General features: G+C 56.3%; 18 protein-coding genes. 1 reads left to right on the top strand and 17 read right to left on the bottom strand.

Going from position 1 to position 18,476, the window contains the following annotated elements:
- Positions 1–4 precede the first annotated feature (4 nt).
- The 4 genes from HZS52_RS02840 to HZS52_RS02855 form a co-directional block, all read right to left on the bottom strand.
- Positions 5–676 carry a glutathione S-transferase gene (locus HZS52_RS02840; RefSeq protein ID WP_027958206.1) on the bottom strand — a complete coding sequence of 224 codons (672 nt, stop codon included), beginning with the start codon at positions 674–676 and terminating at the stop codon, positions 5–7.
- 154 nt (positions 677–830) lie between these two features.
- Complete coding sequence (locus tag HZS52_RS02845; protein WP_009287898.1) at positions 831–1,406, bottom strand: antibiotic biosynthesis monooxygenase; 576 nt, start codon at positions 1,404–1,406, stop codon at positions 831–833.
- Positions 1,407–1,533: 127 nt separating this feature from the next.
- Positions 1,534–1,941, bottom strand: a complete 408-nt coding sequence (locus tag HZS52_RS02850) for a hypothetical protein (protein WP_022520745.1) — start codon at positions 1,939–1,941, stop codon at positions 1,534–1,536.
- A gap of 7 nt (positions 1,942–1,948) precedes the next feature.
- The gene (locus tag HZS52_RS02855; protein ID WP_022520746.1) at positions 1,949–2,176 is read right to left on the bottom strand and encodes a DUF2835 family protein; all 228 of its coding nucleotides are present in this window, start codon (positions 2,174–2,176) and stop codon (positions 1,949–1,951) included.
- 198 nt (positions 2,177–2,374) lie between these two features.
- On the opposite strand from HZS52_RS02855, the gene HZS52_RS02860 reads away from it, so the two are divergent.
- A complete protein-coding gene (locus tag HZS52_RS02860; protein ID WP_235270528.1) occupies positions 2,375–2,953 on the top strand; it encodes a putative metalloprotease CJM1_0395 family protein in 579 nt (192 codons plus the stop codon).
- Here HZS52_RS02860 and HZS52_RS02865 read toward each other — a convergent pair.
- The 13 genes from HZS52_RS02865 to HZS52_RS02925 form a co-directional block, all read right to left on the bottom strand.
- Positions 2,950–4,755 (bottom strand): putative bifunctional diguanylate cyclase/phosphodiesterase, encoded by a 1,806-nt coding sequence (locus HZS52_RS02865; RefSeq protein WP_009287896.1) that lies wholly within the window; start codon positions 4,753–4,755, stop codon positions 2,950–2,952. The genes HZS52_RS02860 and HZS52_RS02865 overlap by 4 nt on opposite strands.
- A 199-nt stretch (positions 4,756–4,954) precedes the next feature.
- Entirely contained in the window at positions 4,955–6,907 is a 1,953-nt protein-coding gene (locus tag HZS52_RS02870; protein WP_190374119.1) for a methyl-accepting chemotaxis protein, read from the bottom strand.
- 246 nt (positions 6,908–7,153) lie between these two features.
- Positions 7,154–7,666 (bottom strand): C40 family peptidase, encoded by a 513-nt coding sequence (locus HZS52_RS02875; protein ID WP_022520749.1) that lies wholly within the window; start codon positions 7,664–7,666, stop codon positions 7,154–7,156.
- A gap of 65 nt (positions 7,667–7,731) precedes the next feature.
- Entirely contained in the window at positions 7,732–8,361 is a 630-nt protein-coding gene (locus HZS52_RS02880) for a histidine phosphatase family protein (protein ID WP_027958201.1), read from the bottom strand.
- 49 nt (positions 8,362–8,410) lie between these two features.
- On the bottom strand, positions 8,411–9,226 hold the full coding sequence (gene phnE, locus HZS52_RS02885) for a phosphonate ABC transporter, permease protein PhnE (protein ID WP_022520751.1): 816 nt from the start codon (positions 9,224–9,226) through the stop codon (positions 8,411–8,413).
- A 61-nt stretch (positions 9,227–9,287) separates the two neighbouring features.
- The gene (gene phnE, locus HZS52_RS02890; RefSeq protein WP_041158979.1) at positions 9,288–10,106 is read right to left on the bottom strand and encodes a phosphonate ABC transporter, permease protein PhnE; all 819 of its coding nucleotides are present in this window, start codon (positions 10,104–10,106) and stop codon (positions 9,288–9,290) included.
- Complete coding sequence (gene phnC / locus HZS52_RS02895) at positions 10,103–10,963, bottom strand: phosphonate ABC transporter ATP-binding protein (protein ID WP_041158978.1); 861 nt, start codon at positions 10,961–10,963, stop codon at positions 10,103–10,105. Before phnC ends, phnE (HZS52_RS02890) begins: the two co-directional genes overlap by 4 nt.
- A 77-nt stretch (positions 10,964–11,040) precedes the next feature.
- Positions 11,041–12,006 (bottom strand): phosphate/phosphite/phosphonate ABC transporter substrate-binding protein, encoded by a 966-nt coding sequence (phnD, locus tag HZS52_RS02900; RefSeq protein WP_041158977.1) that lies wholly within the window; start codon positions 12,004–12,006, stop codon positions 11,041–11,043.
- A gap of 114 nt (positions 12,007–12,120) precedes the next feature.
- The gene (locus HZS52_RS02905; RefSeq protein WP_009287888.1) at positions 12,121–13,878 is read right to left on the bottom strand and encodes an EAL domain-containing protein; all 1,758 of its coding nucleotides are present in this window, start codon (positions 13,876–13,878) and stop codon (positions 12,121–12,123) included.
- Between the two features lie 162 nt (positions 13,879–14,040).
- On the bottom strand, positions 14,041–15,960 hold the full coding sequence (locus tag HZS52_RS02910) for an alkaline phosphatase D family protein (protein WP_190374120.1): 1,920 nt from the start codon (positions 15,958–15,960) through the stop codon (positions 14,041–14,043).
- A 19-nt stretch (positions 15,961–15,979) separates the two neighbouring features.
- Positions 15,980–17,368, bottom strand: a complete 1,389-nt coding sequence (locus HZS52_RS02915) for a sensor histidine kinase (RefSeq protein WP_022520755.1) — start codon at positions 17,366–17,368, stop codon at positions 15,980–15,982.
- Entirely contained in the window at positions 17,365–18,039 is a 675-nt protein-coding gene (locus HZS52_RS02920) for a response regulator transcription factor (RefSeq protein WP_022520756.1), read from the bottom strand. Before HZS52_RS02920 ends, HZS52_RS02915 begins: the two co-directional genes overlap by 4 nt.
- A gap of 38 nt (positions 18,040–18,077) precedes the next feature.
- Positions 18,078–18,437, bottom strand: a complete 360-nt coding sequence (locus HZS52_RS02925) for a PepSY domain-containing protein (RefSeq protein WP_022520757.1) — start codon at positions 18,435–18,437, stop codon at positions 18,078–18,080.
- Positions 18,438–18,476: the final 39 nt, after the last annotated feature.

Genomic DNA, 18,476 nt, shown 5'->3' on the forward strand with positions numbered 1-18,476 from the left:
CTGTTCACTGGCCAGGCATGGTCAGCGGGCCCGCCCGCTCGACCACTCGCTGCCAGGCAGCGTCTTTTTCAATACGTGACACAAACGCAGCGATGGCAGGATACTTTTCCAACGACTGCACGGCGGCCATGGCCTGTAACGGGAAACTCATTTGAATATCAGCACCACTGGGCCACGGCCCGGCAAAATTACCCTGCGCCAACAAGTGCTGGTTTATGAAGTTCAGGTGCTGTTTAAGCTGCGGTGCTAAGAAGCGCTTGCTTACCGTATCGCTAATTCCCTTAGCCAGTGGCTTAATCAGCCAGGGCGACTGTTTGGGAATTTGACTAAACACAAGCTGCATCACCAGCAGCGGCATTAATGACCCTTCGGCATAGTGCAACCAGTAGCGGTAGTCCACCCACGCACTCATATCACCGATGGGAGGCTGACAGCGCCCCTGCCCATAGCGTTGAACAAGGTAATCTATGATGGCGCCTGATTCGGCCACGGTAAAATCGCCGTCGGTAATCACCGGAGATTTACCCAGCGGGTGAATTTTTTTCAGCGAATCTGGCGCTTGCTGGGTTTTGCCATCGCGTTGGTAAACCACCAACTCGTAGTCCAGTTCAAGGGCTTCAAGTAGCCACAGGATGCGATGCGAACGAGACTTTTCCAGATGGTGAACGTGGATCATAAACACTCCGTGGGGCTGAGTCGCGCGCCAGCATTGCACTGGCGACACGTATTCCTTTTCTAATGGCACATTTAGCTTAGTACCATAAAGCCCATCATCATAGGAGCATTAGTATCAACGCAACGTCAAAATTAATGCTTATTAATTAGGTGCGTTATAAACGGTGCGCATGGCGCCAACGCGCCAGCAGATCCAGCGGTGACCACTTACCTTGCAGCCAGGGCGCTAGTAAACGCATAGAGAGCGGAATAAACACAAATACCATCACTGGCGTCAGCATTAGGGTACTCACCACCACCCGCGGCAGCAACGCCCAATCGGCCAATACGCCGCCGAACACAAACTGAAAGATCAGCGAGATAGGAAAGAAAGCCAGCCAGACAGCCACGGCCTGCTTCCAGCGCGGCGGTGCACTGCTGCCGGTTTGAAACCACGCATCCAACCCGGTGGCCCGGTGCTCATGGGGCGCCTCATATAAGCCTTTACCACGCGCCAACCACGCATGCCGTGAAGCGGAGTGCTCCCAAGCGGCTAAGGTCTCGCTGCTGCTAAAGCGGAATATAATCTGGTATTCATCGTCATCAGCCGGTGGCGACAGTACGCCAGAACCGAGGTAGCCAGCGAAGTCGGCCGCCAGTTCGCGCCCTTCATTAAGCCAACGATTAAAATCGGCGTAGCGGCCGTGCTCAACGCGACGAGCCACCATCAACGTGACGGGTGAGGCAGACATGGTATATCTCCTAATGTGTCTACAGCCAGCGCCGGGTAGGCAGGCTGTTTGCTTTCAAGGGGATAACCCTGAAAGTCCAATTGGCACATTATACAAGCAATGTTGATGCCATGTGATGAATGATGCGCTATACCCGTTGGCGCGACATGGATTCGCGCCCAGGCACAGGGTGGGGGCGCTCGCCGCGTTGAAAGGCGCATACATGAACATAGATATCCACAGCGCTGCGAATGGCATCGGCCTCTTGGGCGTCGGGCTCTACTACCGGGCCGGTATACTCACCTTCGCTACGCAGCACAGCCTCTAACTCGGTGCGGTAACGGTCGAGCAGGTGCTCCAGGTTGATGCGTATACGATGAACTTCCAGACCAAACGCTTGGCGTTGATCGGTGCGTTTAAGGATGTCCAAAGGATTTGAAGCGGCTTCGATCAAGCTTTCTAACGTAGCGAAAACTAACTTTTCAGCACTGTTTAAATTAGGAATAATGGAATAAATGAGGTCATTTAAAGTGATCGGTGTTCCATGGCGGTGCATAGGCGGTTCAACGTCCGGTTAAGGGGTCAATGCTAATAAATCGGCCCTGCTCAGAAAAACTTAATCGATAAATACCGCGCACACCGTCCCGGCCCACCACCCGCCGAATTGCTTCGGCGGGAAATATCACCCAACGGCCATCTACGCTGCGGGTTCGCACGTTGGCGATACGCCCTTCGTAATGGGCTAGACATTCATCATAATTAAGATTAATGACCACATCAATGGTTTGCATAGGGCAGGGATAGACTTGGCATAGGCTGGCATCGTGTCAGAAAAGTGTTGGCATCGCACAGCGCAAACTTGCACTGTCGGCGTTGCTCGCTAATACTTCATGGTATCCCAACTCGTACTTAGTCGGTAATGACCTATGGCCGTTTCTTCCATTAGCACTGTTTCTCACGCTGCCTGGACGTCCCCTTCAGCGAATACAATGTCCCCGCGCGTTGAGCAAGCCGCTAAAGGCCGTGCTCTAGAAGAAGATACGGCGTCTACCGACGACCCAAAAACGACTAGTGCTAGTGAAGAGAGCAGCAGTGCCGAGGCTGGCCCCAAACGGGCTGACGGTACGCCCATGGCGCCGGATGAGATTCGGCTACTAGACCAGCTTAAACAGAACGACCGCGAAGTTCGCCAGCACGAGATGGCGCACCAAACCGTGGGCGGTGCCTATGCAGGCGGCGCCAGCTACGAGTATGAAGTTGGCCCCGATGGCAAGCGCTACGCGGTCGCGGGAGAAGTACCGATCGATTATGGCCCGGTACCCAATGACCCCCAAGCCACTATCGAAAAAATGCAAACCGTGATCGCCGCAGCCATGGCGCCTGCAGATCCCTCTCCCAAAGATCATCAAGTGGCTGCCCAAGCGCGTCAGTACTTGTTGGAAGCCAAGCTCGAAGCGTCCATGCAGCGCAGTGAAATGGAGCAAGCCCGCAGCAACGGCGCCGAGGCAACTTCTTCTGCTGATGAATCAGCCGCTAACGAGCAACCTTCAGAGGAACAAGCTGCTTAATTGTCCGCTAGCGCAAGAGAGCTCCACTCTTCACGGCTAGGCCAATTTGCCAACCAGGTAGGTAATGCCTCGGCGGGCATAGGCCGCGCAATACCATAGCCTTGGGCTAAATCGCAGCCTAGCGCCATCAAGGCTTTGGCATGGTCTAAGGTTTCTACCCCCTCTGCCAGCATGGGCCGCTTAAAGCGATTAGCCATGTAAATGACGCTTTCCACAATCGCCATATCATCCTGATCGGTGAGCATATCGCGGACAAAGCTCTGATCAATTTTGATCAGGCTGACCGGCAACTGCCGCAGATGGGTTAACGACGAAAACCCGGTGCCAAAATCATCAATAGCAAAACTCACCCCCAGCGACTGGCAGCGCGCCATATTTTGCAGCGCAGCCTGGATATCGTGCATTGCGGCGCTCTCCAGCACTTCGAGCTTGAGCATTACGGGCGGTACATCAGGGTAACGTGCCAATAACTCGCCAAGCCGCTGGCTAAAATCACTCACTAACAGATGCGTAGGGCTTATATTCACATTGATCGGCAGCGCGATGCCCTGAACTTGCCACTCACTCAACTGACGCAGCGCTCGTTCAATGACCCACTCGCCAAGATCCACCTCCAACGGCGTGGTATCGATGATGGGTAAAAACTGCCCAGGTGCCAGCAGCCCATCTTCAGGGTGCTGCCAACGAATCAGCGCCTCTAGACCGACCACTTTGCCACTGCGCATATCGACCTGGGGCTGATAGTAAAGGCACAGTTCATTGTGAGTGAGGGCATCAATAAAACGCTGGCGCTGCTCATGGCGCACCTGCAGCAAGCGGTCATGGTTAGGGTCAAACAGGTGGAACGTGTCGCGGCCACGCTGTTTGGCACGATACATGGCCTGATTGGCATGCCGCAGCAGCACATCGCCCTGAACGTGGTCATTAGGGTAGAGCGTAACCCCCAGGCTCGCCGTCAGATGAACACTCTGGCCCTCAATCATCATCGGTTGTCGAATGGAGCCCAGCAACTTCTCGAAAAAGTCATCGTCGACACCGTGGTGCAGTAACAGCACGAACTCATCGCCACCCACCCGCGCCAGCACGTCATCGCCAAACAGCAGATGGCTGATGCGCTGTGAAAAAGAAGACAGCAGCGCATCGCCTACGGTGGGACCCAGCCGGTCATTAATATTTTTGAAGAAGTCGATATCCAGCGAACACACCGCCAAGGGGAGCTGCTTGGCTTCTGCATGCTGCATGGACTCTTGAATCAACTGCGTCAGCAGTTGCAGGTTGGGTAGCCCCGTGAGGGCATCAAAGTAGACTTCTCGATTAAGGTGGCGGGCATGGGCCGGAATGGCCGAAAGATCTGCGAGCACAATCACATGGTGATCGATCTCGCCGTGCTCATTGCGCACACGATTGATCGACATCATGCCGGGATAAAACTGGCCATCGTGACTACGGTAGCTCACCTGGCTTTTGCTACGGTCACGCAACTGCAGCTCTTCCCGCATCAACCGCGTGGTGCGGCTATCGTCCAGCGGTAAAATGCTGAACGCTTCTGGTGTTTTGCCCTGTACATCGCCCTGCGTAATCCCCGTTAATTCACAAAAAGCGGGGTTCACCTCCACCACCCGATTTTCCGCATCAGTAATAATGATCGCTTCGTTGGCGTAACTAAATACCGATTCAGCGGGTGACGCCGCATGGCTTACAGATGCCGTTGGCATCGCATTCGAGCGGGGCAGTGAAGGCGATGGCTGGGAGTGCTGTTGAGACAAAGACTGTTCCTTCGATAAATTCAAGGATTCATACATATGTCTTTGCTCTCCTCGTCGTTTTTATAGAGCCGTCGCTATATAGGTTCGTTGTTATATAGAGCTGTTATTATGAAGACAGTAGTATTGCTAGGCATAATAACACCCTATGACGGCGAAGGTACTTTGCACTACAAAGTACCTTATCGGCTGACGAGGTAATTAGTTAAAGAGTTTGCTCAATATAATGGCAGGTAAGCTACGCGGGAGAGAGGGCTAAACGCTGGGTGGCCAACGCCGTATCGCGTACTTGGTAATCGCTCACTTTGCGGGTCATATCATCGGCCTGATCATCAAGAGAGCGGCTCGCCGCGGCCATTTCCTCAACCAATGCAGCGTTTTGCTGAGTCACCTCCTCTAACTGGGCCATGGCACGGTTAATTTGCTCAATACCCGCCGACTGTTCATGGGTAGCCGACGCCATTTCATCCATCAGGCTTGCCATTTGCCCTACCCGTTGAGCAATCCGCCCCAGAGCTTCATTGGTGGTAGTCACCAGGCTTTCGCCTTCTGAAATTTTGGTCACATTATTATCGATCAATTGGCGAATCTGGCTGGCCTCCTGGGCGCTGCGGCTAGCCAATTTGCGTACTTCATCGGCAACCACCGCAAAACCACGCCCATGCTCACCGGCTCTCGCCGCTTCAACCGAGGCATTAAGCGCCAGCAAATTGGTTTGGAAAGCGATGTTATCGATGGTCGCCACAATGCTAGTCACCTGCTCGTTGGCTTGCAGGATAAGCTGCATGGCGGCTTGGGTTTGAGAAGCGACTGCGGTGGCTTCTTTTGCCTCTTGAACCACCTCACCGGTCATCTGCTGGGCTTGCTGCGCGTTCTCAGCACTCTGGCGCACCGTGGCGGTGATCTGCTCCATGCTCGACGCGGTTTGCACCAGCGAGGCGGACTGCTCTTCGGTTCGCTGGGCAAGATCCTGATTACCCTGCGCCATTTGATTGCTGGCCACCGCCACCGACTGCGCATTGCGCTTAACGTCAGCGACCAGCGCTTCGGTAACTTCCGACGATTCATTAAACGCCTGATATAGCTTTGATAACTCATCGCTACCCGGCACCACTAAGCGCTGTGTCAAATCGCTACCCCGGGTCGCGATACTGGTTAGCGCTTGGTTAAGCGATTGGGTAATGACGCGTACGATCAATACGGCAGCGACAATCGCCATCAAGCTGGCCACGAGCGCAATTACCGCATACTGCCAAAGTGCCTGTTGGGCCGACTCACGCAGCGCGACAGTCTGGGCCACCACTGTATCTGCCACGCTATCCTCTAACGCTTTAAGGCGGGCAATTTTCACCGTTTGCCACTCAAACCACTGTTCCGGGTCGACACCATAACCGCCGGCTTGCGCTTGACTGATCGCCAATTCGCGCCGAGCCAAGAGACGCTCGATCTCTGCACCGCTCAATGCCTGGTCAAGCTGGTCGCGGCTTTCATCTCCAGCCAACAGGCGGAAGCTTGTCAAGAATGCCTGTTCCTCGCCCAGCAAGGACAAGAAACGGCGTAACGTAGCGTCGGGCATGCCGTCGCTGGCGAAGGCATTGGAAAGCATCGCCCGCTCAATCCCCGCTAAATCTTTGGCTTCCAGCAGTTGGTAGTAGGCACTTAGCTGGCGAGCAATACCCCCTTCGCTGGTTAGATGCGACAACGTACCCACAAAGGCCATTAGTTGACCGTTGATGCCAGTGTAGTGGCTCAACGCATCACCCATCGCCATATCAAGGCCATCGACACGCTTGCGTAAGGCTGCCTGGCGCTGCCACTGGGCGTCGATTTCGTTGAGTCGTTGCTGGACAGCAGGTGTTAACAGCGCTGGATCCAAGGCATCACGCTGAGCTTGGAAAGCCTGGACAGCGGCGTCGGTGTTGGGACGCTGCTGATTAAGCTGATCGCCAAAGGCATTACCTTCGCTGCCCAGAAAGCCAGCGGTCATGCCCCGTTCAAGCTGCATTTGGTGCACGGCGTCACCGGCACGCTGGGCCAGTTGGGTCAAGGCGTGAAGACGATCAAACTCCTGCACCGTCGCGCGCCGTTCCATAATGCCTTGCGCAGCAAACCAAGCCAGGGCAAGCAAGGGAAGCAGCAATACACAGACAAATTTAAACCGCATCGACATGCGGTTAACGATAGTTTTCATAGCTTAGCCTCAAACAGATAGCGTCGTTGGGGAGGTAAGCGGCGTGCTTGATTATTATTGTCCGCATCAACTGACGCGTTTAGCTAAGTCTGCCGCACTTTGCCGTTTAGTGAAATACGATTAATTTTAGGGGATGAAATAACGACAAGCGGCGCGAGTATAGGGCGTTTGGGGAACTCTATATTGATTCAAATCATAAAGTCTGACGGATTTTCAGGCCTAACAAGCGGCTGAATTGAGCGCTCCTTAAGGCGCTGGACTGGCGGCACCCAAAAAGCGCGCCTGCCAGTAATCGATCTCTAACGGCACGCTGACTACTGCACGGCCCTTACCAGGTGCATGAATCATTTGGCCGTTGCCACGATAAATTCCTACGTGGGTCGCTTTGCGACGGTCGCCAAAGAAAAGCAGATCACCAGGGCGTGGTTTTTTCACCTGTGGCAAGGCACGAAACTGTTCATCGGCGGAACGCGGAACACGAATACCCGCCGCCCGGTAGGTCATTTCCACTAAGCCAGAGCAGTCCAGACCATCGGGCGTATTTCCCCCAAAACGATACGGTGTGCCAATGGCCTGCTGAGCATGGGAGAGAATCAGCGCACGCTCCATAGAGAGTCCTGCGCGGTTAGGAGGCGCCTCAATGGGGGTAAGATCGCGGCTGGCACAACCCGCTAGTGCCAGTAGTAACAGGCAGGTAAGCAGCCACCTTCCAGAAGGTGCCAACCCGCAAGGTAGAGGCCACAGGCGAACCAGTAGCATGGGCAGCCGCTCCAATAAATCAACGTGCTTTCATGATGGCGCAAAGCATGCCTAGCCGCCAATGGTTAGCGGCCAATCCACTCGACAAAGCTGGTTTCACCCAGCGCATGGCGTTCATGCCGCACCCGGCTCATTGCCGCGTAGGGTAAATCCATTGCCAGTACCCGCGAAAGCGGCTGCTCGATCACCTGGCGCAGCAGGCCATTGCAGACAAATAGATGCGCCACTACCAGCACATGCTTGCCAGGCGGGTTACTTAACAGCTGCTGCCAGGCCTCGGCTAATCGCGCGTCAAAGGCTTGCAGGGTTTCGCCACCGGGGGGAGACACCGCGGCAGGATCGAACCAAAAGGCACTCATTCGCTCGGTGCCCTCTTCGGCAAACACCTGGGCGTGGGTTTTGCCCTCCCACTGCCCCAAATGCAACTCGGCGAAATCGTCTTCCACCTGAACGGGCAGATCAAACTCCTCGCCCAGCCATAAGGCGAATTCACGGCAGCGCGTTAACGGCGAGGTCACGATCGCATCGTAGGGAAGATGCCCGTCGACCGTCTGCCGCATGACTGCATCGGTCACCTGCTGCCAGCCGGTTTCACTCAGCGGATGGTCGGTGGAGCCGCGGAGCATACGCCCGCCCACCGGCTCGCCGTGGCGCAGTAAATCTATCGTTGTTTGTTCGGCTTCAGGAAAGCGCATAGGGGTAACCTCGCCGACCTAGGCAGTTTGTAGATTAGGAAACCAATTACTAGATAATCGCGTGACGCACACGTGCGGAAATCCACTCCGACACCAGCACGGTGGCGAAAATCATAATAAAGATGACGCTAACTTGATCCCAGGCGAGGCTATTGATCGAGGCATTCAACTGCAGACCAATACCACCTGCCCCGACCAAGCCCAACACCGTCGACTCACGGATATTAATGTCCCAGCGGTAAACGCTAATCCCCGCGAACGCGGGCATCACCTGGGGCAGCACGCCGTAGTTCATCACCTGCAGTCGACTCGCGCCGGTAGCGCTAATCGCCTCAACGGGCGTGGGATGGATCTCTTCAATCGCTTCGTAAAGCAGCTTGCCCACAAAGCCGATGGAGCGCAGGGCAATGGCAATAATCCCCGCCAGTACGCCGGGGCCAAGAATGGTGACCAGTAGCATCGCCCAAATCAGCGAGTTAATGGAGCGCGATGAAACGATCACCATCAGCGCCAAACTGCGCACCAGCGGATGCGGCGTCGTGTTACGGGCGGCTAAAAATGCCACCGGAAACGCCATCATAATCCCTAACGCGGTGCCCAAAGTGGCGATATTGATGGTGTCCCACATGGGCTTCCAGAGCACATTGGCGTAGCTCCATTCGGGAGGGGTCATGCGGCTGATCAAATCTGCTCCCTGGCGGCCGGCATCTTCCACAAACACCCACATGGTGTTGTCGGAAATCATCTTCCAGCAGAGCAGAAATAGGCTGACACCCGCCAGCCAAGCCAGGTACTGCAACCATTGAGCGCGGGTGGTGCGCCGCCGCCAAACCGGCTGACCCTGGGGTGTAGTGGAAACAGGCATTTAAACTCTCGACAAATTAAGGGGCCAGAACTTACGGATCCAGCAGTTACTGAATCAGCGTTTACTGAGTCCAGCGGCGGACATGGCTTGAGCTGTACTCGCACAGCAGCACGATGGCGATGATAATCAGCAGAATCGCCGCGGAGGTGTCGTACTCATAGCGGCTCAGCGAGGTATTCAGCGTGGCGCCAATACCGCCTGCGCCGACAATGCCAATCACCGAGGACTCACGGAAGTTGATATCCAAACGGTACATGGAGAGCCCGATCAAACGCGGCATGACCTGGGGCTGCACGGCGTGGTTCATGGTTTGCCACCAACTGGCGCCCGTGGCGCGTACCGCTTCTACCTGCCGCCAATCCAAATCTTCAATATCTTCCGCCAGTAGCTTGGCCATAAAGCCAATCGTCGCGAAGGCCAGAGTAATCATGCCCGCAAAGGGCCCGAAGCCGAACATCACCACAAACAGAATCGCGATGATGATCTCCTGGAACGTGCGCGAAACGGCGATAATCGCGCGGCACACAAAGTAGATCGGCAGTGGTGAAATGTTACGCGCTGCCCCTAAACCCACGGGGATCGCCAGCAGCACACCCAGTACCGTGGAGGTGAGCGTCATGGTCAAACTTTCCAGCAATCCCGCGACGATATCGTCGTAGCGGCTGACAAAGTCGGGCTGCATAAAGGCGCCTAAAAAATTAACCGCACGGCCTGCGCCTTCCGCCACCCGCTCCCAGTTCACCTCAACCGAGGCAAGCGCTAAAGACAGATACACCACTGCTCCAATGGCGAGTCCCCAGCGCAAGCGGGGACTGTCAATTAGCGGTAGTCGCCGCCACTGACCGTGCTGCGCCGCCTGCTGGCGTGCATGCTCGCTCATCGTGCTGCCCCCGCTTCGATTGACGACATCACCCGCGCGTAGGGAGGATTAATCGGAGCAGTGTTAGTCGCCTCATCGCCGCTGACTTCATCGTCCATTGGTTCAGGCGTGGTGTCCCAGTCCTCTTCACCGTAAATCGTGGTGAGGATCTCGCTGGTGAGGTCGCTGGGAAGGCCATCGAAGACGATTTCACCCGCCCGCAGGCCGACAATGCGGTCAGCAAATTGCTGGGCCAGCGCTACGTCGTGAATATTGATGATCGCCGCCAGTTCGCGCTCTGCGCACAGCTCACGAATCAAACGCATGATTTGGCGCGAAGTTTTTGGGTCAAGGCTGGCGGTGGGTTCATCCACCAGCAACAGCTTAGGACTTTGCAGGAGCGCCCTGGCGATACCCACCCGCTGGCGCTGGCCGCCAGACAGGGCATCGGCACGTTTATCGATGGCATGCGGCAACCCCACTCGCTCCAATAGACGGAAGGCTTCAATCACAGCCTCCTGCGGGTAGCGGCGCAGGAAGCTGCGCCAAAAGCCCACGTAACCGAGCTGACCTGAAAGCACGTTTTCCATCACGGTTAGGCGGTCTACTAACGCATACTCTTGAAAAATCATTCCCATGGAGCGGCGGGCATGACGCAGCTTATGTCCCGAGAGCTTCGTCAGTTCCGTGCCGTCCAGGCGAATGCTGCCCTGAGTAGGCTCAACCAACCGGTTCACACAGCGAATCAGTGTGCTTTTACCCGCGCCAGATGGTCCAATCAGCGCCATCACTTGGCCTTTGGGCAGCGTGAGTTCAATATCCGTCAGCGCTCGATCCCCGGTAGGGTAACGTTTACCAACGCCGGTGAGTGTCAACATGGAAGTGCCTCATCTACATAGCGGTTCGGCCAGAAGGTTGCCCTCCTGGCCGATCGTATTGGGGTACTGCTTAAAGATTAATCGCAGTCGTAGGTCACGCCGTTGGCGTCAGCGATAGTGCGAATAACCGCCCAGTTATCCTGATAAGTAATCGGAATAAACTGCGCTTCGCCGGAGTTGGCGAATTCTGACTCGAGGGCCGTGCCTTCCCAGTCGTAGCTGAAGAACGCATCCTGAATCTTCTCGGCAAGTTCCGGGTTCAGGTTATTCGCCAGCCCGTAAGCGGTGGTGGGGAAGGTTTGTGAGGTGTAGATAATGTCGTAATCACCTTCGTTCACTACACCGCGGGAAATCATCCGCTTGCCTACGGAGTTAGCAATCGCCGCCGCGTCGTAATCTTCGTTAACGACACCGAGAATGGAGTTGTCGTGAGAACCAGAGAAAGCGGTCTCAAAATCTTCACCCGCTTCCATACCGTACTCAGAGCGCAGCAGCGCCGAGGGGGCGCGGAAGCCAGAGTTAGAGGTTTCTGAGGTAAACGCTAGTTGGCGACCCTGCAAGTCTTCAACGGCTTCAATGCCGCTTCCGGGGTAGGTAATGATCTCCATTTCATAGCCAAAACTGCCATCTTCCGCGGCCATCATGGCGAAGGGGCGGAAACCACCGCAGTTAACCGCGACCGGTACGCCACCGGTATTGAAACCGGCTACGTGGAGACGGCCAGCGCGCAGCGCTTCCTGCTGGGCAGCATTGGACTGCACCGGGAAGAACTGGACTTTTTTGCCGGTGGCTTCGCTCAGGTGATCCAAAAAACCAGACCAGACATCAGCGTAAACCGCAGGATCTTCAACCGGCGTATAAGCAAACACCAAGGTATCCGGATCCACCCACTGTGACTCGTCGCTGGGAACATCGGCAACCATATCGCCATCGTTATCCACATAGCGCGATGAAAGATCCGCAGAGGCGTTCACTGCGACCAAGGCGAAGGCACTGGCAACGGCGGCACTGATTAACGTGCGGGAGAGGGATAATGTCTGCATGGGTCACCTGTAGCGTTCTGTAGAGTTATTAAAAGATGACAACATCCTGACGACTCCAGATGACAAAAATGGGGCACTTATATGACCACTTCGTGACGTTTTGGCGAAGGACAGTTAATCTACAGCTTGAAAAGCCTCGTGACCGCGGCGCTCTACAAACAGGCTGTTACCGGGAATTTTTTTCGCCTGGTGCTTCAGCTCAGAAAGCTCGCCTGCGATATCCAGCGATTGGCAGGTAGTCGTATCATGGATGGGTTTTACCGCAATCGAGACGCTCACAAAGGGAAAAAACGTCATTCTATTTTGACGGTTTTCGATGTGAATCCCGCCCTGAAGGCGGTCAGCCTCTTCATAGAAGCCCGGAGCCATCACCTCGAATGAGTGTAGAATTTGCTGACAAACACTTTCCCAGTACTCAAGCGGCAGCAACATCATAAAATCATCGCCGCCAATATGGCCAATAAAGCCCCCGGCATTCTCTACCTGTGCTTGCAGCAGCCGCGATAGCGAAATGATGATGTGGTCACCTCGGGCGTAGCCATAGGCATCGTTAAAGGCTTTAAAGTTATCCAAGTCAACATAGGCCGCAGCAAACCCATGCCCGGAGGCCAAATAAGCCGCCAGGGTTTCATTGATCAGGATATTACCCGGCAGGCCGGTGAGCGGGTTGGCATGCCGCGCTTGGCGCACCTGAATCGCGGTAATCTCACGCAAAAGGTCAACGATATTGCCCATCCCCAGGTAGTCACCGTTAGCGTTAACGATGACAAAGTCCTCTTGCTCAATATCCCGGCTGTCGGTCAACTTCTGACTCAAAATCTCAAGCGGAGTATCCGCTTCGGCCACCAGCATGCGTGCATCAGCAACGTCCAGCACACGGCGCTTGGCATAAAGCGAATGGCTATAGGGGTTGGTAAATAGAGTTAAAAACGAGTTGCGTCGCACCACAGCCACGGGCTTACCATTCTCCAGCACGGCCACACAGCGCAAACTGGGTTGTTGGCGAAATCGCTCGGAGATATACGGCACTGCGCAATCCGTAGTTATGGCATCGGTAGCCCGTAAAATCGAGCGCGTGGTGCGACCCGCTGGACTTTTTAATTGGGTGCTCGCTGGCAGCACCATATTGAGTTCTAAAGGCGGCTGCTGGTTGGGTCGGGCGAAATAGAAGCCTTGTAGTAGTGCGAGCCCACGGTCGAGTTCCCACAAGCAAAGATGCTCAGCAGCGGTCTCCACCCCTTCGGCGATCACTTGGCAGTCCAGGCTACGCGCCACATCGAGAATCGAACGCAGGAACTCTCGCTTGGCAGGATCCTGGTCAATGCCGGAGATAAAGTGTCGGTCGAGTTTAACGAAATCCGGGCGCAGCTCCGACCAGTGGCGCAGGCTTGAGTGACCTGCACCGAGGTCATCCAGCGCCACCTGGAAGCCCATGGTGCGGTAGTGATCCACCGCTTGGCGCATTAGCTCGTAGTCGTGGATTGGCACGTGTTCAGTGAGCTCGATCACCACCCGCTCTGGGGGCAAGCCGCTGTCACGAATAAAGCCAAGCGTTAAGCCTTCGCGAAAATCACGCTCTACGATCGTCAACGGCATAACGTTAAGAAACAGCAGGCCCGGCAGATCGAGCTCTGCAAAGCGGTAGATGGCTAACCGTCGGCAGAGTATATCTAATTCCACCAGCTTTCCGGCCTGAGTGGCTACTTCAAACAGTCGTAACGGCGAGTGAAGCGGCGATGTTTTAGGCCCACGAATCAGTGCTTCGTAGCCATAAATCGCCTGCTGGCTGGCATCCACAATGGGCTGAAAGAGCACGTGCAACTCTTCTGTTGCAATAATCTTTTGCAACCACTGCGATTCTTGTGCGGTCATTTGCCTGCTGCCCTATTCTGCCACCCTAATAACCAGCGGTGGTTCCTATGATGTGTCACCTTCCCTGGAGTTGGTTGATAAGCTGCAAGCAAGCGTGCGTCATTTTTGTGACGCTATAATGACAATCATCAAGGACATCAGTCAGTTGACGCTACACTGACGTTAAATGAGCGGTTTCTCCCGCGCCGGAAAGACCACCTCGCTACCGTCGGCGTCGAGCTGTCGGATATCGATAGGGTGGCCTTTTTCATCCAGCGTTACTAAGCCAATGCCGCTGGCGTTCCACAGCCGTTCACCCGCGCTGGCGCGGTCAGGATCGCGGGGGTGAACGCTTAGTTTGCGGCGCTTGGTGAACCAATTAAGCGGCGACCACGGCGCATAGAGCCAGCGATTGAGCCGGTCAAAGGTATTGAGCAGGTTTTTGGGAAAGGTGTTTTTGATCCCGCTTGAGGTGATCTGCCACAGATGGGGAGAACGGCGCTGATGACGCACCACAATGTCGTAGACAAACGAGTAGTGCACGTCGCCAGATAGAATCACGTAGTTGCCTGGGGTTTTGGAGTGCCGCCAAATCTGCAGCAGCGTATTGGCCGCTCCCCGGTGCGCCATCCAATTTTCGGCATCCACCACCAGTGGCTTACCGGCAAGGGTAAACAGCTTTTGGATTCCCTCTATCAACTTGACGCCGAACATCGGTGCGGGAGAGACAATCACCGCACTTTTGGCCCCCATTAGCGCCTGCTGCATTTCCATTAGCGCCTCCCAGTCCATCAAGCCTGAAGGCCGATGCGGGCTGCGTTCGCTGCGCCAGCGTCGGGTGCGGGTATCCAGCACAATTAGTGCGGGAGTGCCGGGCACCTGAAACTCCCAGCCCTGAAAACGCAGCAATCGCTCGATCAGCCCATCCTGTTCAGCGCAGACTAGCGGTTGGTCGCCATCACCCAGCAGGGTCAAGGCATGATGGGCTAACGGGTTCAATTTATCCGGATCGTTACCCCAGGCTTGGCAAAGCAGATAGGCCACCAGAGCGTTACCGATAATACGTTTAGAGAACGGGTGACCGTAGGCGGCGCGCTCCCAGTCGGCGGTTAGGTTCCAGTCGTCGGTAACGTCGTGGTCATCGAAGATCATCAGGCTGGGCAGGTGCGCCATCAACCGCGCACACTGGGGCAAGCCTTCAGCAAAGGCATCGATTACCGCCTGCTCCTGACGATAGAGCTCGGCGTCTTTTTCATCTAAGGCAGGCGCTTTAGGGGCAATCACCTGCCAGGGCACCGGCGACCACACCAGGCAGTACATGGCGAGCATTTCAGCCAGCGTCATCAAGTGATTATGGGCATTCGCCGAGGTAAACACTGGCTTTTTGACACCGCCGAAGAAGCGCTCGCGCAGTGCCGCGTTGCTGGTCACATCGGGCAGCAGCTCCGCGCGCCGATAGTAGCTATCCGGCGAGCGGTAGAGCGCCTGGCTATCGTCGACAGTCGCGCCTTCCAGCCGCTCATCCACCAGCCCTAACCGCTCAATCAACGCATGCACGGCGCGTAGCATCGGCCCGGCCACGTCGTCGGCGTACACCTGATCACCGGTCATCAGCAGCCAAGCGGGCCACTCGGTGGGCGCTGACTGCTGCTCAGCAAGCCAACTGTCGGCGCGCACCAGGCCATCGGCACTGTCGTGATGGGGCTTGCGGCAGGAGCCATGCATCAGGCGGTGATGGCGGGATGCAATCACAAAGGCAGGATAGGCGGCGCCATCATAACAGAGCCACGGCGCCCACTCGGGCAGAGAGCGCCACTCGCCCTGCTGTGTTACCACCTGCAGGTCGTACTCGATGCGCTCGTCACAGGGCAGCGCTGACTCAAGCTCACAATCAATTAGGTAGATAAAGGCCCGCTGACCGATGGGGATGCACTGCTGGTGGTGCGCTAAGCCGATTGACTGGCTATCGGCGTGCCCTGGGCGCAGCACTAATGCCATGTTCAGTGGCCGAGTGGCGACGAGCCAAAGTACCAGCCGTGTAGTGCTGATACGTCTTAATAGGGGGCCGGCGACTATATCGGGCAGCGTATCTGTACGATTCATTCGGTGCGGTCTCCATTATTTATACGAGACGATTACGAGCGACGACGGGCAGCTCCACCACGACTTTTAACCCACCAGTGCTGGCGCGGCTAAGGTGCAGTTGGCCGCTATACAGAGCGACAAGATCAGTCACAATGGCCAAACCCAAGCCACTGCCCGAACGCTGTTCATCCAACCGTTTACCGCGCTGCACCGCCTGCTGGCACTCTGCTTCGTTCATACCGGGGCCGTCGTCGCTAACGGTCAAGGTTAACTGCTGCCCGTCACTCTCTAGCTGTAGCTGCACATCGCTATGCGCCCAGCGCAGCGCGTTATCCATTAAGTTACCCACCAGCTCTTGAATATCCTGCCCATCCATATGGACTTTAATCTCACCCGCCCAGGTTTGGCGCAGCTCAATGCCACGCCGCTGGGCAAGCCTGGCCAGCCCATTGAGCAGCGGCGCCAGGGTGGCATGTAAATCAATGGGCGCAAAGCGAACGCCTTCGCCCGCCGCTGAAGCGCGTGCCAAATGATGACGTACCGCACTATCCACGCGTTCTAGCTCAACCTCCCAGGCGGCTCGGTTCGCTTCCGGCAACTGGCGTAGCTGCAGGCGCATCACGCTCAGCGGGGTTTTCAGCGCATGGGCAAGGTTGCCAGCGGTATGGCGGCCACGCTCAATCAAGCGCTGATCGCGGGCCAGCACCGCGTTCATTGAGGCAGCAAGCGTTGCCAGCTCGTCGGGCAAGCGGGTATCTAACTGCTCGGCGCGCCCCTGCTCCACCTCATGCAGGTTGGCATGCATGCGGCGCAGTGGCGCTAGCCCCCAGCGTACCTGGAGCGCCAATACGCCAAGCAACAACACGCCCAGGCCCACTAAACCGCCCCACAGCAGGCGCTGAAATTCGCCAATGTCCCGGGCCAACACATCGTCCCGGGCGGCGACGCTAATATGTAGCGGCGTTTCTAACGGCGCCAAATAGATATCACGCTCCACCACGCGCAGCGACTGCCCCCGAGGGCCAGGTATCGAGCGAGCGCTAAGAGTGTCGCTATCAATCACCGGCAGGCGCTGATCCCACAGCGAGCGCGAGGCCAACGTATGCTGCTCGCCATCGGTGATTTGCCAATACCAGCCGGAGTAGACATTGTCAAAACGCGGGTCGCCCAGCGCCCGGTCATGGACAAGCTGTTGCTCTATGCGGTCGTAGGTAACGCCCGCCATGATGACGTTGAGGGTGGCCCCCAGGCGCTCATCAAAGGCCTGAGTGGCCGAGGCACGGTAATGATGAGAAAGCAGCGTGCCCGCAACGGGCAGCGCCAGCCCTATCATCACTAGCACCGCCAGCAGTAGCCGCAGGCTTATAGAGCGCTTTGCCCAGCGCCTTACCCAAAGTTCAGGCCAGACCGAATTGAGTCGACTCATTCGGTAGCGGGCTCTTCTGCTAATAAGCGGTAGCCCTGGCCACGCAGGGTGGCAATTCGCCAACTGCCCAACTTGCGACGCAGGCGGCTGACCTGAACATCGATCACGTTGGAGTCCGGCTCGTGGTCGCGGTCATAAACGTGCTCCGAGAGCTCGGTGCGGCTCACCACCCGCGGTGCGGCGTGCATTAAATAGCCCAGCAGTCGGGTTTCCTGGGCGGTTAATCCCACCGGACGCCCTGCCAAGGTGACGTGCTGGGTGTGGGTATCCAAACTCAGCTCACCCACTTTCAGTACTGGATGGGCATGGCCGTGGCTGCGGCGCACAAGGGCGCGCAGGCGAAACAGTACTTCCGCGGGCTCAAAGGGTTTTGTGACGTAGTCATCCGCCCCGGCAGTAAAACCCGCGGCTTTATCGGCCCAGCGTTCCCGGGCGGTAAGGATCAGCACCGGCAGGTCGATACCATCTTCCCGCCATGCCGAAAGCCAGCGAGTGCCATCGCCATCGGGTAGTCCGACATCCAGAATCAGCGTGTCGTAGGCTTCCGTGCGTACCAGAAAATCGGCATCCTGACCGTTAGCCGCATGCTCTACAAGCCAGTCGCCATCGCGCAACGCTTGGCTAAGCTCGCGAGCCAGCGCCTGGTCGTCCTCTACCAACAAACACTTCATCGGCTAACTACCCTTTTTTGGCAAGTGACATCAACAGGCTAGCGGCGCATATCATTGATACGCACCCCTTCAATGGCCATTAATTGGCCGTTATGGCCATCAAACTCGAACTCGACAACTTGGCCCTGGGGGCCAAGCAATTTGATCTCATACTCGACATAACCTCCTTCACGTTCCACCTCAACCTCCAGCACTTCCCCTATATAGTGCGCTTCCAGCCAGTCCAAAATAGTGTCGAGCGGCACGACCTCACCGCGGCGCACTTCGCCGTGTAGCGACTCCCAATGCTGGTCACCCACCGCGCTACCCGCCAGCAACAGCACCAAGGCTAACCCAGTGACGTTGCGACGAGGGACGCTGCGCAGTAGCTTTTTAAAGTGGCGTAGGATTTTACTCATAGGGTCAGCATGCCAAAGGCAACATGAACGTTAGATGAA

The organism is Vreelandella titanicae, from assembly GCF_014697095.1.
Taxonomy (GTDB): domain Bacteria; phylum Pseudomonadota; class Gammaproteobacteria; order Pseudomonadales; family Halomonadaceae; genus Vreelandella; species Vreelandella titanicae.